The sequence below is a fragment of the Leisingera daeponensis DSM 23529 genome, assembly GCF_000473145.1.
GTDB classification, from domain to species: Bacteria; Pseudomonadota; Alphaproteobacteria; order Rhodobacterales; family Rhodobacteraceae; genus Leisingera; species Leisingera daeponensis.
Genome location: NZ_KI421503.1, coordinates 114,375 through 129,819, shown reverse-complemented (window position 1 = coordinate 129,819; position 15,445 = coordinate 114,375). Strand labels below are relative to the sequence as shown.

General features: G+C 65.8%; 16 protein-coding genes. 8 read left to right on the top strand and 8 right to left on the bottom strand.

Going from position 1 to position 15,445, the window contains the following annotated elements; genetic code table 11:
* Positions 1-25: 25 nt before the first annotated feature.
* Positions 26-1,333, top strand: coding sequence for a phenylacetate--CoA ligase PaaK (gene paaK / locus DAEP_RS0122055; protein WP_027246228.1), 1,308 nt, complete (start codon positions 26-28; stop codon positions 1,331-1,333).
* A gap of 91 nt (positions 1,334-1,424) precedes the next feature.
* A complete protein-coding gene (locus tag DAEP_RS0122050; RefSeq protein ID WP_027246227.1) occupies positions 1,425-2,021 on the top strand; it encodes a TetR/AcrR family transcriptional regulator in 597 nt (198 codons plus the stop codon).
* 34 nt (positions 2,022-2,055) lie between these two features.
* On the opposite strand, the gene paaZ is transcribed toward DAEP_RS0122050, so the two are convergent.
* The 8 genes from paaZ to DAEP_RS23450 form a co-directional block, all read right to left on the bottom strand.
* Positions 2,056-4,122 carry a phenylacetic acid degradation bifunctional protein PaaZ gene (paaZ, locus tag DAEP_RS0122045; protein ID WP_027246226.1) on the bottom strand — a complete coding sequence of 689 codons (2,067 nt, stop codon included), beginning with the start codon at positions 4,120-4,122 and terminating at the stop codon, positions 2,056-2,058.
* An 11-nt stretch (positions 4,123-4,133) separates the two neighbouring features.
* A complete protein-coding gene (gene paaE / locus DAEP_RS0122040; RefSeq protein WP_027246225.1) occupies positions 4,134-5,195 on the bottom strand; it encodes a 1,2-phenylacetyl-CoA epoxidase subunit PaaE in 1,062 nt (353 codons plus the stop codon).
* A gap of 279 nt (positions 5,196-5,474) precedes the next feature.
* Positions 5,475-5,978, bottom strand: coding sequence for a 1,2-phenylacetyl-CoA epoxidase subunit PaaD (paaD, locus tag DAEP_RS0122035; RefSeq protein WP_027246224.1), 504 nt, complete (start codon positions 5,976-5,978; stop codon positions 5,475-5,477).
* On the bottom strand, positions 5,972-6,829 hold the full coding sequence (gene paaC, locus DAEP_RS0122030) for a 1,2-phenylacetyl-CoA epoxidase subunit PaaC (RefSeq protein ID WP_027246223.1): 858 nt from the start codon (positions 6,827-6,829) through the stop codon (positions 5,972-5,974). The genes paaD and paaC overlap by 7 nt, the downstream gene beginning before the upstream one ends.
* Positions 6,829-7,113, bottom strand: coding sequence for a 1,2-phenylacetyl-CoA epoxidase subunit PaaB (gene paaB / locus DAEP_RS0122025; protein WP_027246222.1), 285 nt, complete (start codon positions 7,111-7,113; stop codon positions 6,829-6,831). The genes paaC and paaB overlap by 1 nt, the downstream gene beginning before the upstream one ends.
* Positions 7,114-7,127: 14 nt before the next feature.
* Entirely contained in the window at positions 7,128-8,105 is a 978-nt protein-coding gene (paaA, locus tag DAEP_RS0122020; protein WP_027246221.1) for a 1,2-phenylacetyl-CoA epoxidase subunit PaaA, read from the bottom strand.
* A 21-nt stretch (positions 8,106-8,126) separates the two neighbouring features.
* A complete protein-coding gene (pcaF, locus tag DAEP_RS0122015) occupies positions 8,127-9,332 on the bottom strand; it encodes a 3-oxoadipyl-CoA thiolase (RefSeq protein ID WP_027246220.1) in 1,206 nt (401 codons plus the stop codon).
* A 121-nt stretch (positions 9,333-9,453) separates the two neighbouring features.
* Positions 9,454-10,332 (bottom strand): LysR family transcriptional regulator, encoded by an 879-nt coding sequence (locus DAEP_RS23450; protein ID WP_051337565.1) that lies wholly within the window; start codon positions 10,330-10,332, stop codon positions 9,454-9,456.
* 102 nt (positions 10,333-10,434) lie between these two features.
* On the opposite strand from DAEP_RS23450, the gene styA reads away from it, so the two are divergent.
* From styA to DAEP_RS0121980, 6 genes are all read left to right on the top strand, one after another.
* Positions 10,435-11,685, top strand: coding sequence for a styrene monooxygenase subunit StyA (gene styA, locus DAEP_RS0122005; protein ID WP_027246219.1), 1,251 nt, complete (start codon positions 10,435-10,437; stop codon positions 11,683-11,685).
* A 66-nt stretch (positions 11,686-11,751) separates the two neighbouring features.
* A complete protein-coding gene (locus DAEP_RS0122000) occupies positions 11,752-12,399 on the top strand; it encodes an OmpW/AlkL family protein (protein ID WP_051337563.1) in 648 nt (215 codons plus the stop codon).
* A 50-nt stretch (positions 12,400-12,449) separates the two neighbouring features.
* Positions 12,450-12,953, top strand: a complete 504-nt coding sequence (locus DAEP_RS23215; protein ID WP_051337561.1) for a flavin reductase family protein — start codon at positions 12,450-12,452, stop codon at positions 12,951-12,953.
* A gap of 52 nt (positions 12,954-13,005) precedes the next feature.
* Positions 13,006-13,551 (top strand): styrene-oxide isomerase StyC, encoded by a 546-nt coding sequence (gene styC, locus DAEP_RS0121990; RefSeq protein WP_208855473.1) that lies wholly within the window; start codon positions 13,006-13,008, stop codon positions 13,549-13,551.
* Between the two features lie 48 nt (positions 13,552-13,599).
* A complete protein-coding gene (locus DAEP_RS0121985) occupies positions 13,600-13,920 on the top strand; it encodes an EthD family reductase (RefSeq protein WP_027246216.1) in 321 nt (106 codons plus the stop codon).
* Positions 13,921-14,019: 99 nt separating this feature from the next.
* The gene (locus DAEP_RS0121980) at positions 14,020-15,405 is read left to right on the top strand and encodes an aldehyde dehydrogenase family protein (RefSeq protein WP_027246215.1); all 1,386 of its coding nucleotides are present in this window, start codon (positions 14,020-14,022) and stop codon (positions 15,403-15,405) included.
* Positions 15,406-15,445: the final 40 nt, after the last annotated feature.

Sequence of the window (15,445 nt, the reverse complement as noted above, 5' to 3'; positions counted from 1 at the left end):
CGGGAGGAGCCCCAATATGACCCGAATGACCGACATGACCCCCAGCCGGGAGATCCTCGACCCGATCGAGATCGCCAGCCGCGACGAGATCACGGCCCTGCAGCAGCAGCGCATGGCGTGGTCGCTGCGCCATGCCTATGAGAACTCGTCGTTCTTCAAGGCGAGCTTCGACCGGCACGGGGCGCATCCGGATGACTTCAAGACCTTGGGCGACCTGGCAAAATTTCCCTTCACGGTGAAATCGGACCTGCGCGACACCTATCCCTTCGGCATGTTCGCCGTGCCGCAGGACCAGGTGGTGCGCATCCATGGGTCCTCCGGCACCACGGGCAAGCCGACCGTCGTCGGCTACACGCAGAAGGACATAGACACATGGGCCGATTGTGTCGCGCGGTCGATCCGGGCGTCGGGCGGGCGGCGCGGCGACATCTGCCATATCTCCTACGGCTACGGCCTGTTCACCGGCGGTCTCGGCGCGCATTACGGGGCGGAGCGGCTGGGCTGCACCGTGGTGCCCATGTCCGGCGGCATGACAGAACGGCAGGTGACGCTGATCCAGGATTTCAAGCCGCGCATCATCATGGTGACGCCCTCCTACATGCTCGCCATCCTCGATGAGTTCAAACGCCAGGGGATCGACCCGCGCGACAGCTCACTGCAGGTCGGTATCTTCGGGGCCGAGCCCTGGACCAACGCCATGCGGGCCGAGATCGAGCAGGCCTTCGACATGCACGCCGTCGACATCTACGGCCTGTCCGAGGTCATGGGGCCGGGCGTTGCCAATGAATGCGTCGAGACCAAGGACGGGCTGCACGTCTGGGAGGATCACTTCTACCCCGAGATCATCGATCCGGTGACGGGCGAGGTGCTGCCCGATGGCGAGCTGGGTGAACTGGTCTTTACCACGCTGACCAAGGAGGCGCTGCCGATGGTGCGCTACCGCACCCGCGACCTGACGCGCATTCTGCCGGGCACCGCGCGGTCGATGCGGCGCATCGAGAAGATCACCGGGCGCAGCGACGACATGATCATCCTGCGCGGCGTGAACGTCTTTCCGACGCAGATCGAGGAGCAGATCCTCAAGTGCCGGGGCCTCGCGCCGCATTTCCAGATCGAACTGGTGAGCAGCGGGCGGATGGACGCGATGGTGGTGCATGTAGAGGCCACGCCCGAAATGGCCTCGGGTGACGCCCGCGCGGCCTCGTCGAAGGAGCTGGCGCATCACATCAAGTCTGTCGTCGGCATTTCGACGAAGATCGAGGTACACGACCCCGAGGGCATCGCGCGCTCGCAGGGCAAGGCGCAGAGGGTCATGGACAACCGCGCCAAGTGAGGCACGCGCCCGACCGACTGGTCAAGGAATGAACGATTGGTTAAAGCGGGGGCGACAACGTCCCCGCTTTCGCCATTCGAGAGGAGCCAAGATGGCCCGCACCCGCGCCAAGGATTTCGAGGAGAAGCAGCATCAGCTCTTGGTGGATGCTGCCAACGTCTTTGCGACCGAAGGTATGGAGAAGGCCTCGATGGCCGGCATCGCGAAACGCGCCGGGGTCTCCAAGTCGTTGCTTTATCATTACTATCCGTCGAAGGCGGAGCTGATCTGCGCCATCATCCTCGGCCATCTCGACGATCTGGCAGCGGCGATCGAGGCGGCGGACGATGCGTCGCTCGACCCGCGCGCCCGGCTGGAGGCGATGGTGACGGCGGTGCTGCTGGCCTACGAGGGCGCGGATGATGCCCATAAGGTGCAGCTCAACGCCGCCGAAGCGATGAATGCCGAACAACAGACGCAGGTGCGCGAGCGCACCCGCGCCATAGTTGGGCGGTTCTCGGCGGTGATCGAGACCTTGCTCCCGAACCTGAGCGACGAACCGCGCCTGTTGACGCCGGTGACCATGTCGCTCTTTGGCATGTTGAACTGGGTCTACACCTGGTTCCGGGAAGACGGCGGACTGACCCGCGAAGACTATGCCAAGGTGGCCACCACGATGGTTCTGGACGGGGTGAAGGGCCTTCGCTGAAGGCCCCTCTCCGGGCTGCGCTGAGCCCCTTCCGTCATTCTACCAGCGGCCAGGTCTTGGCCACCATGGTCAGAACGTCGTATTGCGCGACCACTGCGTCGTGCTGGTTGCTCACCCGGCAATCCCAGCGCACCTCGCCGTAGACGGAGCCTTCGCGCGGCGTGATCTGTTTGCAGGTCAGCCGCACCTGTAGGCTGTCGCCGAAGTAGACCGGCGTGAGGAAGCGCATGTTGTCCACGCCGTAATTCGCCAGCACCGGGCCGGGATCGGGCTGTACGAAGAGACCGGCGGCGAAGGAGGCGATCAGGTAGCCATGCGCCACGCGGTCGTCGAAGAAGGGGTTCGCCTTCGCGGCGGCCTCGTCCATATGCGCATAGAAGGTGTCGCCGGTGAACTGGGCAAAATGTTCCACGTCCTCTTTCGTGATGACACGGCGGTCGGTCACCAGCTGGTCGCCCACCTTCAACGTGTCCAATGACTTGCGGAAGGGGTGTTCCCCCGCCGTGTCCGCCGGGGCGCCCGCGACCCATTGGCCGGTGACGGCCGCCAGCATCCGCGGCGTCCCTTGGATCGCCGTGCGGGCCATGAAATGCTTCACGCCGCGCATGCCGCCCATCTCCTCGCCACCACCCGCCCGGCCTGGACCGCCGTGCACCAGAGGTGCGAGGGGGGCGCCGTGGCCGGTCGAGGACTTCGCCGAGTCGCGGTTGCCGATCAGCACGCGCCCGTGTTGCGGGGCCAGGCCGAGGGTCAACTGGGTGGCAAACGCTTCGTCGTCGGTGAAGACCGAGGAGACCAGCGAGCCGCGCCCCTTCATCGCCAGCGCGACGGCCTCTTCGACATCGGCGTAGCCCATGACGGTGGCGACGGGGCCGAAAGCTTCGATGTCATGCGGGGCCTGCGCCGTCATCGGTGACGCGCAGCGCAGCAGGACGGGGTTGAGGAAGGCGCCTTTCTCGGGATCGCCCGAGGAGGTCGTGACCTGATCCGGGTCGCCAAAGACGATCTCCGCCTCGGCTGCGATCTGCGCGATCTTCTCACGCACCGAGGCGCGATCCCCCAGCGAGGCCAGCGCGCCCATGCGCGTGGCCTCGTCCCCGGGCAGGCCGGGAACGGCCTTGGCGAGCCGGGCGGAGAGCACCTCGATCACCACCTCTTCCTGCGCCGAAGGCACCATGATCCGGCGGATGGCGGTGCATTTCTGACCCGCCTTCGTCGTCATCTCACGCTGCACTTCCTTGATGAACAGGTCGAATTCCGGCGTGCCGGGCGAGGCATCGGGCGCGAGGATCGAGGCGTTGAGGCTGTCGGCCTCCATGGTGAAGCGCGTGGAATTTTCCACGATGGCCGGATGCGTGCGCAGCTTGCGGCCCGTCGCCGCCGAGCCGGTGAAGGTCACCACGTCCTGCTCGGTCACGTGATCCAGCAGGTCGCCGACGGAGCCGCAAAGCACCTGCAGCGCGCCGTCCGGCAGGAGCCCCATGTCGAGGATCCGCCGCACCATCAGCTCGGTCAGGTAGGCGGTGCCGGAGGCGGGTTTGACGAGGCAGGGCATGCCCGCGATCAGCGCGGGCGCGATCTTTTCCAGCATCCCCCAGACCGGGAAGTTGAAGGCGTTGATGTGCACCGCGACACCCAGCATCGGCGTCAGGATGTGCTGGCCGACGAAGGAGCCGTCCTTCGAGAGCATCTCCACCGCGCCCTCGGGGATCACCTTCGCGTTCGGCAGCTCCTTGCGGGCCTTGGAGGCAAAGGTCAGCAACGTGCCGATGCCGCCTTCGATGTCGGGCAGGGCGTCGCGCGGCGTGGCCCCGGTGGCGAGGCTCTCGGCATGGAACTCCGCCTTCTGTTCCATCAGCTTCAGCCCCACGGCCTTCAGCATCAGGGCGCGTTCGTGGGTGGTGTGACGGCGCAAGCCACGGCCCCCAACCTCGCGGCCCCATGCGAGCGCGGCGGCCATGTCCAGCCCCTCCGCCCCGATCAGCGCGTGCACCTCGCCGGTGGCGGCATTCAGCACCGGGCGGCCATCGCCATCACCGGCACGCCAGGCGCCTTCGAGGTAGCTGGTCAGGCGGCGGGCGGTCTTGGTTGAATCGAGCATCATCAGCCCCCTTATGCGTCGTAGCTCAGGACAACTTTGTCCGAGAGCGGAATGCATTGGCAGGACAGCACGTATCCGGCGCGGACCTCGTAATCCTCGAGCGCATGGTTGGTCATCATCTCGACCTCGCCTTCCGACACCTTGGCGCGGCAGGTCGAACAGACGCCCGCCTTGCAGCTGTAGGGCGCGTCCATGTTCTGCGCGATGGCCGCGTCGAGGATCGGGGTGCCGTCCTTGGGCATCTGGAAGGCGCGCGTCTCACCATCGAGCGTCACGGTCACGTCGCATTGCGCGCCGTCGCTCTGGACATGGCGCGATTGCGCACGCTGCTTGGCGCGGCCCTGCTGCGAGGCAAACAGCTCGAACTTGACCTGTTCCTCTGTGAGGCCGTGGGCCAGCAGGCTCTCCTTGATGGTGAGCATCATCGGTTCCGGCCCGCAGATGAAGGCGGTGTCGATGCTCTCGGCGTCGATCCAGAGACGGAAGAGCGCCTGCATCTTCTCGGCGTCGATGCGGCCGGTGAAGAGGTCGATGTCGCCTTCGGATTCAAGGATATGCACTACCGAGAGCCGCCCGAGGTAGCTGTTCTTCAGATCCTCCAGTTCCTCGCGAAACATGATCGAGGTGACCTGGCGGTTGGCATAGACCAGGGTGAAGGTCGCGTGGGGTTCGCGCGCCAGCGTCGTCTTGATGATCGACAGCACCGGGGTGATGCCGGAGCCTCCGGCGAAGGCTACGTAATTCTTGGCGGTGGCCGGGTCGAGCACGGTGAAGAAGCGGCCCTGCGGCGGCATCGCCTCCAGCGTGTCGCCGGGTTTGAGGTCCTCGTTGGCCCAAGTGGAGAAGGCGCCGCCGTCCACCCGCTTGATGCCGACGCGCAGCGCGCCGTCGTCGAGACCGGCGCAGATCGAATAGCTGCGGCGCAGCTCCTCGCCGTCGAAGTCGCGGCGGAAGGTCAGGTACTGGCCTTGGGTAAAGGCAAAGTCGCCGCTTTGCGGTTTCAGGGTGACGACCACGGCGTCGCGGGTCTCGTGACGCACGTCGAGCACGTCGAGCGTATGGAAGCGGGGCATGTCAGACCTCCTCTTGTCTGAAGCGGTTCAACGCTGACATCGGATCAGCAGAGCGAAGGGCCACGCCCGACCCTGGGAGGGCAGGCGCAGCGGATGAGTTGGTCGGGCGGCCATCACGCGCATGCCGATGGATCGGAGCGTGTGGCCCCCGAACGCCCTCCCGTCACGCCGGAGGCGTGCTCCGTACAGTGGCGCACCTTCGGTGCGACGGGAGGGTCGGGCGTGGCCCGGGGTGCCCCCGGGCCGCAGTGTCCGAGCTGAACTCCACGACCTCCTGCCTCAATGGCACTTGAAGTAGTCGAAGGGCTCGAGGCAGTCGCGGCAGACATAGGCCGCCTTGCAGGGCGTCGAGCCGTATTGGCTGACCTTCTCGGTCGTGGACGATCCGCAGCGTGGACAGGCGATGGTCAGGTTCGACCCCGACAGACGCGCCGCGCGACCCATGCGGCCATCGCTGGCGGTGCCGTCCACCGGCGGTGCGATGCCGTAGGCACGCAGCTTGTCGCGCGCGCCTTCCGTGATCCAGTCCGTCGTCCAAGGCGGCGAGAGGCGGCGTTCGAGGGCGATCTTCTCGACGCCCTTCTCGCGCAGCTTCTCCTCGACCATCAGGTCGATCACCGCCGTCGCCGGGCAGCCGGAGTAGGTCGGCGTCACCGCGACCTTCAACGTGTCGCCCTCCCAGGCGACCTCGCGGATGATGCCCAGCTCGGTGACCGAGACCACGGGGATTTCCGGGTCGGGCACCTCCGACAGCCAGTCCCAGACCTGGTCCGTGCTCACCATTGTGCCCCCGGATAGGCGCGCTGCAGGAACTGCATCTCGGCCAGGATATAGCCCAAATGTTCCGTGTGCCGCCCCTGCTTGCCCCCCGTGTGCACGTCGAAGCGGCGTTCGGGCGCGGTCAGCGTGGCTTCGTCGAGAACCTCGGCCACCAGCGCCTCCCAACGGGTCCGCAGCTCCGTCAGCGCAGGCGCGATCCCGGCCTCCGCCATGGCCTCGTCCACCGCGTCCGCCACGAACATCTCGCCCGCGTAGGGCCAGAGGTGATCGAGCGCGGCCTGCATCCTTGCGTGGCTCTCCTCGGTGCCGTCGCCCAGCCGCACCACGAGATCCGAGGCGCGGTCGAGCTGATACGCCACCTCCTTCACCGCCTTGGCGGCGATCTCGGCCACGCGCGGCGAGGCGCTGTCCTTCAGCGCACTGAGCAGCTCGAAGTGATAGGCATCGAACAGGAATTCCCGCATGATCGTCTGCGCCATGTCCCCCTTGGGCAACTCCAACAGCTTTGCGTTGCGGAACTGCAGCGCGTCGCGCAGGTAGGCGAGGTCATCCGCCGTGCGGCCCGCGCCCTCGACCTCCGCAGCGAGGCCCAGCCACATCTGGCATTGGCCGATCAGGTCGAGCGCGGTGTTCGCCAGCGCGATGTCTTCTTCCAGCGCAGGCCCATGGCCGCACCACTCGGAGGTGCGGTGGCCGAGGATCAGCGCATTGTCCCCCAGGCGGCAGAGCCAGTCGAAGATGGCCGGGCGCAGCGCCACATCCGCCATATGCGGGTCCTCGGCGGGCTGTTGGGCGGCCGCCCGGGCGGCCAGCCGGGCCACCTCCGGGGTTTGAACGTCGGGCAGAGAGGACATCACATGTGCCCCACTTCGTCCGGAATGTCGTAGAAGGTCGGGTGGCGGTAGACCTTGTCCTCCGCCGGGTCGAACAGCGCGCCTTTCTCGGACGGGGCCGAGGCGGTGATCGCGCTCGACGGCACCACCCAGATCGACACGCCCTCCTTGCGGCGGGTGTAGACGTCGCGCGCGTGGTTGATCGCCATCTCCGCATCCGAGGCGTGCAGCGAACCCACGTGACGGTGGTTCAGCCCGTGCTGGCCACGGATGAAGACCTCCCAGAGGGGCCATTCCTTGTTCATGCTCTCTCTCCCCTTTATTCTGCGGCCATGCGGCGGCTGGCCTGCTTCTCGGCATAGGCCGACAGCCCGTCGCGGAACCATTCGCCGTCGGACCATGCCTTGCGACGGGCGCCGAGGCGTTCCTCGTTGCACGGCCCATTGCCGCGCAGCACCTCGAAGAACTCGGTCCAGTCCGGCTCGGCGAAATCCCAACCCTGCTTGTCCTCGTTCCATGCCAGTGTCTCGTCGGGGACGGTGAGGCCGAGGTAATGCGCCTGCGGCACGGTCTCGTTGACGAAGCGCTGGCGCAGCTCGTCGTTGGTGTTGATCTTGATCCGCCACGCCATGTTCTGGCTCGAATGTACCGACTCCGCATCCGACGGGCCGAACATCATCAGCGAGGGATACCAGAAGCGGTTGAGCGCATCCTGCGCCATGGCCTTTTGCGCCGCGGTGCCCTGCGCCATCTTCATCATGATGGTGTAGCCCTGCCGCTGGTGAAAGCTCTCCTCCTTGCAGATCCGCACCATGGCGCGGGCGTAGGGACCATAAGAGGTGCGCTGTAGCGGCACCTGATTCATGATCGCGGCACCATCGACCAGCCAGCCCACCGCGCCCATATCGGCCCATGTCAGCGTCGGGTAATTGAAGATCGACGAGTATTTCATCGCCCCCGAATGCAGCCGCTCGAACAGCTCGTCGCGGGAGATCCCCAGCGTCTCGCAGGCACTATAGAGATACAGGCCGTGGCCCGCCTCGTCCTGCACCTTGGCCAGCAGGATCTGCTTGCGTTCCAGCGTCGGCGCGCGGGTGATCCAGTTGCCCTCCGGCAGCTGGCCCACGATCTCGGAATGGGCGTGTTGGCCGATCTGGCGGATCAGCGTCTTGCGGTAGCCCTCCGGCATCCATTCCTTGGGTTCGATCCGCTCGCCGCGGTCGATGCGCGCCTGAAAGGCGGCAAGCTCTTCCGGCGTCTCCTCCGACGTTTCCGACTGGATCATCTGTGCGTACATCGTCCGTCCTCACTATGGGGTTCAAACACGTTCCAGGATCATGGCAATCCCTTGGCCCACGCCCACGCACATGGTGCAGAGCGCGTAGCGGCCGCCGGTGCGGTGCAGCTGGCGCGTCGCGTGCAGCACGAGCCGCGCGCCCGACATGCCCAGCGGATGGCCCATGGCAATCGCACCGCCGTTGGCATTCACATGCGCCGCATCGTCCGGCAGGCCCAGGTCGCGCAGCACCGCAAGGCCCTGTGCGGCGAAGGCCTCGTTCAACTCTATCACATCCATCTGGTCGAGCGTGAGCCCGGCGCGGGCCAGCACGCGGCGGGTCGCCGGAACCGGGCCGATGCCCATGACGCGGGGCGCGACGCCTGCCGCCGCCATGGCCACGACGCGGGCCTGCGGGGTCAGGCCGTTCTGCGCGGCGGAGGCTTCGGACGCGAGGATCACCCCCGCCGCGCCATCGTTCACGCCAGAGGCATTGCCCGCCGTGACCGACAGATCGGGGCCGTTGACGCCGCGCAGCTTTGCCAGCTGTTCCGGCGTGGTCTGGGGACGGGGGTGTTCGTCGGTGTCGACGATCAGCGCATCGCCCTTGCGCTGCGGGATGGTGACCGGCGTGATCTCGTCGGCAAAGATCCCGGCCGCATGGGCGGCGGCCCAGCGGCGCTGGCTTTCAAGCGCAAAGGCGTCCTGATCGGCCCGGCTGATGCCGTAGTCCGCCGCGACGTTGTCGGCGGTTTCCGGCATGGAATGGGTGCCGAACTGCTCGTCCAGCCGGGGGTTCTTGAACCGCCAGCCGATCGTGGTGTCGTAGATCTCCGCATTGCGCGAGAAGGCGGCGGTCGCCTTGGCCATAACGAAGGGCGCACGCGACATGGATTCCACGCCGCCCGCGATCATCAGGTCGCCGTCGCCCGCACGGATGGTGCGCGCGGCAAGGCCGATGGCATCCATGCCGGAGCCGCAAAGACGGTTGACCGTGGTGCCCGGAATGGCTTCGGGCAGGCCCGCCAGCAAGGTCGCCATGCGGGCCACGTTGCGGTTGTCCTCTCCCGCCTGGTTGGCGCAGCCGTAGATCACGTCATCGACGCTGTCCCAGTCGACGCCTGCATTGCGGGCCTTCAGCGCGGCCAGGGGGATTGCGGCCAGATCGTCGGCACGGACAGGGGACAAGGCCCCGCCATAGCGCCCGATGGGTGTGCGGATGCTGTCACAGATGAAAGCGTCGGTCATGCGGGTCTCCTCCCCCGGGTCGTCTTTGTAGCGCCCGAACAATTAACCGTCCGGTCGGTCGATTAATTACTAGTCGGAGATTCCGATGTTGTAAATACATTTATTCAGATGCTGTGACGGATCACATGCGCCCCGACCGCTCCACCAGAAATTCGATCAGCGCGCGGACACGGCGCGGGATGATCTTGGCCTCGGGGAATACAAGGCGTACGGGAATGGGTTCCAATGCGTAGTCCGTCAACACCTGTTCAAGCGAAGTGGCATGACCCAGCATCCAGTCCGGCAACACCGCGAGACCGGCATTCTGCCAGGCTGCGCCTTCGGAGAAGTCCACATCGTTGCCGGTGAGGCGGGCCCGAATCGCGATCGATTGACGTCCGTCCTCCGAATCAAAGGTCAGCCGGTCGGAGGGAAAGACCTCCGGCACGATCAACCAATGGTCTTCGAGATCGAGTGGCAGGGCGGGGCGACCCTTGCGCTCGAGGTACTCGGGCGATCCCGCCACCACCCAGCGGTGCGTGCTGAGCAGGCGCTGACGATACGGGCCTTCGAGCACCGCCGCACCGCTGAGCGCAAGGTCGATCTTGTTGTCCAGCAGGTCCGGCGGGCTGCGATGAAGCGCGACTTCGATGCTGATGTCGGGGTAGAGATCCATGAACTCGACCAGTTGCGGCAGCAGGATGCGCCGGCCGTAGGAATGTGGCGCGGCCACGCGCATCTTGCCCGAAAGCTTCGGCAGCTCACCATGGGCCACGCGCAGCACCTCGGCGCGGGCGTCCAGCATGTGGCGGACGTGGGGAATCAGTTCCTCGGCCTCGGCGGTGGGGCTGATGCGCCGCGTGGAGCGCACGAACAGCTGCACGCCCAGCGTTTCCTCTAGCGAAGCGATCTGTTTCGACACCGTCGCCTGCGGCACGTTCAATGTGCGCGAGGTTTCGGAAAAGCTTTTGCGATCCATTAACTCGGCGAAGATTTCATAGGCCTGAAGGCGGTCGCTCATGGATATTTATTCCATTCGTGATAAGTCATATGCGATAATTTATCTTTCGCTGACCGACCTGTCGACTTATTCCTGATCGCCAAAGAGACACGGGAGGAACGAATGTCCAAGAGAATCGCAATCGTCGGCGCAGGCACCGCAGGCCTGCACCTCGGCCTGCACCTGCTGCAAAACGGCATCAAGCCGACGCTGTATACTGACCGCACGCCGGAGCAATACGCCGACGCCCGACTGATGAACACCGTGGCGCATCACCACGTGACCTGCGAGCGCGAAGAGGCGCTCGGGATCACGCAGTGGCCGTCCGGCGAATACGGCTACTTCGGTCACTATTACTACATTGGCACGCCCGAACCGATCGAGATGTTCGGCGACCTCGAACGCCCGAGCCGCGCCGTCGACTACCGCCTGTACCAGCCGTCCCTGTTGCAGGACTATATCGACCGGGGTGGCGACGTGGTCTACGGCGCTGTCGAGCGTGAAATGATCGAAGGCATCTCGGAAGAGCATGACCTCACCGTGGTCTGCACCGGCAAGGGCCCGATCGGCCAGATGTTCGGCCGTGACGACCGGTTCTCGCCCTTCGAGCGCCCGCAGCGGATGCTGTGCGTGGGCCTGTTCAAGGGCATCACCGAGCCCGAGACCCGCGCCGTGACCATGTATTTTTCGCCGGGCGCAGGCGAGCTGATCGAGATCCCGACCTGGTCCTTCAACGGTTGGTGCAACGCGCTGGTGCTCGAGAACCACATCGGCGGCGACCTCGAGATCCTCGCCAAGACCAAGTACGAGGACGACCCGCGCGCCTTCCTCGACCTACTGCTCGAGAAGCTCGAAAAGCACTACCCGACACTTTATGCGCGCATCGACCGGGACGAATTCGATCTGGCGAACTCGCCGCTCGACATCCTTCAGGGTGGCGTGACCCCGACCGTGCGCAAGACCTACACCACGCTCGACAACGGCAACCTGGCCGTCGCGCTTGGCGACGTACATGCGGTGGTCGATCCCGTGCTGGGTCAGGGGGCGAACATGGCGTCCTACGCCGCCGTGATCCTCGGCGAAGAGATCGTGGCCAACGACGTTTTCGACCAGCGCTTTGTGGAAAAGTTCGATGCACGTCGGCATGACCGCGTGATGTCCGGCACCCGTTGGACCAACTACATGCTGGAAAACCTGGCCAAGCTGGACCCGACGCTGCTGGAATTCATCGGTGGCCTCGCCCAGAGCCGTCAGCTCACCGATCAGTTCACCGAGGATTTCAACCACCCTGAAAAGCAGTGGGACGTCTTCTCCAGCCCGGAGCGCGTGCGCGCGACCGTGGCCCGCTCGCAGATGCCGATGGCGGCAGAGTGAGCCCAAGGTGAGCCAGGCGGGGATCGCGCCCACCGCGATCCCCGGCCCCTGACGAAAGTGAACAGCATGAAGACCCTGATCCCCGCGGCAGCCCTGCTGACCGCAACCCTCACCTGTGCGCCGGCGCTGGCGCAGGAGGCCACCGGCCCCTGGTCGCTGCGCCTTGGGCTGGCGCACATCGGATTTGATGAAAGCGCGCAGATCGGCCTCGGTGGGACGACCGTCCCCGGTGCGAGCTTCGAGACCGACAACGACACCACGCTGACCGTTTCGCTGGGCTACCGTTTCAACGAGCGTTTCTCGGTCGAGGGCACGGTGGGTCTTCCGCCGACCGCCGCCCTCACCGGCACCGGCCCGTTGGCGGGCGTTCCGCTGGGCGAGGTCACCTACGGACCCGCGACCCTGACCGGCCTGTACCACATGCCGTTTGCCAACGGCCTCGAGGCCTATGTCGGTGGCGGGGTGAACTACACCATCGTCTTCGACACGGAAGACGGCACCGTGAGCGACTTCGAGGTCGACAATGCCTGGGCCCCGGTTCTGCAAGTGGGCCTGTCGGGGGCGATCCCAGACACCCGTGCCGCGTGGTTCCTCGACGCGAAGTACATCGCGCTGGAGACCAAGGCGCGCGGCACCGTCGGTGGCGCACCGGCCACGGCAGACATCACGCTGAACCCGACGATCCTCACCGCAGGCATCGCCATCTCGTTCTGAACATCGCTCCGCCGGGCCTTCCCGGCGCGGTCCATCACAAAGGAGAGCCCATGGTCACCGTAGATATCTTCCGCGCCGCCCTCGCCGAACTGGCCGCAGGCGTCAACATCGTCACAACGGAGCAGGACGGCGACCGCCGCGGCATCACCGCCACCGCCGTCACCTCGGTCTGTGCCGAACCGGCGACCATCCTCGCCTGCACCAACATGAACACCGGCACCTACGCCATGATCCGGGATGCGGGTCGCTTCGCGGTCAACATCCTGAACGACAGCCATCAGGGCGTGGCCGAGACCTTTGCCGGGCGCGGCGGCGTCACCGGCGACGACCGGTTTGCCACGGGCCAGTGGTCCGCGGGCGAGGCCTTGGGGCTGCCGGTTCTCGCAGGGGCCACATCGCTCGAATGCGAGGTGTCGGAGATCGTCACCACGGGCACCCACGCGGTGATCTTTGGCCACGTCAAGGGCGCATCCATCAACGGCATCGCGCCGCTCGTCTATCACGCCGGGGCCTTTCGCGGCCTGATCGACATGCAGGCGCGCCTGGCGAGCTGAATTCTCGCGGCCCCGAGGAGAGGGCCGCATCATATCCAAGGGAGGGACACACATGGATACCACACTCGACAGCTGGAAGCCGCGCCTGCGGGACATCATGGCCGGAAACGGCGTGCTGATGATCTTTGCCGCGCTGGTCGGCGGACTGGGGCTCTGGATGTACGTTCTGGGCGGCTTCGAGCTGCTGCCGGGCGTCTTCCTCGAATTCCAGTTGCCGGGATCGGAACGTGGCTGGACCGCCGCGCACACCGGGCCGGTGATGAACGGCCTGATGGTCATCGCCGTGGCCTTCGTCATGCCGCACCTGAGCTTTTCGCAGAAGTGGGGTCAGATCTGGGGCTGGATCGTCATGCTCGACGGCTGGTCGAACGTCGGCTTCTACTTCTTCTCGAACTTCTCGCCGAACCGCGGTCTCGCCTTTGCCGAGACGCCCACGCTCGGCGGGGCGGACATCTTCAGCTTTCTCGCGTTGTTCCCGGCCTACGTCTTTGGCGTGCTGAACATGATCGCGCTGATCGCCATCGGTCGGCAGGCGATCCTCGAGGCCAAGGCACGCCGCGCCGGTCACGCAAATGCCGCAGCCATGAAGGCTGCATGATCCAACAACGGGGGCCGAGTGCCCCCATTTCTTCGAAAGGAGCCCGACATGTACTGCCTGTGCGTGCACTACCCGACCCCCGACGATCCGGCGCAGTTTCGTGACCACTACGAGACCCGTCACTTGCCTCTCGCCGAACGCCTGCCCGGACTGCGGTCCTGGGACTTGGCCTGGCCGCAGCCGCTCGGCCCCGACACCGGTGCGCCCTTCTGTGTCTTTCGCGGCTATTTCGACAGTGCCGAGGCCATGCAAAAGGCCCTGATGAGCGAAGAAGGCACAGAGGTCGCCAAGGACGTGCCGAACTACTCGCCCAAGGGTGCGACGATGTATCACTTCGCCGTCACGACCAAGGCACTGGCCCCCGCCTGACCGGAGCCTCACCCAGACATGATCATTCAGAAAATCGCCCGGATATTTCGCGGCGGCGAGCCTGCTGCGACCGCGAACAGCCTCGAAGGACAGATTCCCATGAACACCCAGACCCCCACCGATACCGCCGGTTTCGCCGTGCTCAACCCCTCGACCGGAGAGGTTGTCGGCCATGCACCACTGAACAGCCTCGCCGATCTCGACGCAGCCGTGGCCCGCGCCCAGACCGCCTTTGAAAGTTGGTCGCAGACCCCGGATGCCGAGCTTCAGGCCTATTGCGAAAAAGTGGCCGCCGCCATCGGAGAACACGCCGAAGAGCTGGCGCAGCTGGTCACGCGCGAGCAGGGCAAGCCCTTGAATGGCCTCGGGTCGCGGTGGGAAATCGGCGGCGCGCAGGCCTGGGCCGGCTATACCGCATCGCTCAAGATGGAGGCAAAGGTGCTTCAGGACAGCAACGAGGGAAGGGTGGAGCTGCACCGCAAGCCGGTGGGGGTCGTGGGCTCGATCACGCCGTGGAACTTCCCCGTCATGATCGCCGTCTGGCACATCCTCCCCGCGCTGCGCACCGGCAATACGGTGGTGGTGAAACCCTCGCCGAACACGCCGCTGGCCACGATCCGCCTGGTGGAGATCATGCAATCCGTGCTGCCCGCGAACGTGGTGCAGGTGGTGACGGGCGACGACCGGGACGTGAACCTCGGCGCAGCCATGTCGGCGCATGAGGGCATCCGCAAGATCGTCTTCACCGGTTCCTGCGCCACCGGCCGCCGCGTCATGCAGACCGCCGCCGAGACCATGAAACGCCTGACGCTGGAGCTGGGCGGCAATGATGCGGGCATCGTCCTGCCCGACGCCGATCCGGCGGCCATTGCCGAGGGGCTTTTCTGGGGCGCCTTCATCAACAACGGCCAAACCTGCGCGGCGATGAAGCGCCTCTATGTGCACGATGAGATCTACGGCGCGGTCTGCGAGAACCTCGTGGCCTTTGCGCGTCAGATCCCCGTTGGCGACGGGCAGGACGAAAGCAGCATCCTCGGCCCGATCCAGAACCAGATGCAGTTCGACAAGGTCGCGCGCCTGGTGGACGCCGCCAAGGGCCGGGGCCGTGTGCTGATCGGCGGCAACGCCGGCGAAGGCCTGTTCTTTCCGCCGACGATCGTCGCCGATCTCGACGCCTCCGACCCGCTGGTCTACGAGGAGCAGTTCGGCCCGGCGCTGCCGATCATCCGCTATTCGGACGTGGACGAGGCCATCGCTGCTGCCAATGCGTCGGAGAACGGGCTTGGCGGGTCGATCTGGACCTCCGATATCGAAAGGGGCCGCGCGCTGGCGGGCCGGATGGAATGCGGCTCCGTCTGGATCAACAAGCACGGCGCAATCCAGCCCAACGCGCCCTTTGGCGGGGTCAAGCAATCCGGCGTCGGAGTCGAATTCGGCGAGGAAGGCCTGGCGGAATACACCGATATCCAAGTGGTGTTTTCCTGAGGAAAACGGGCGGCCTGGCTCCCTCCGGCCGCTTGTCGTG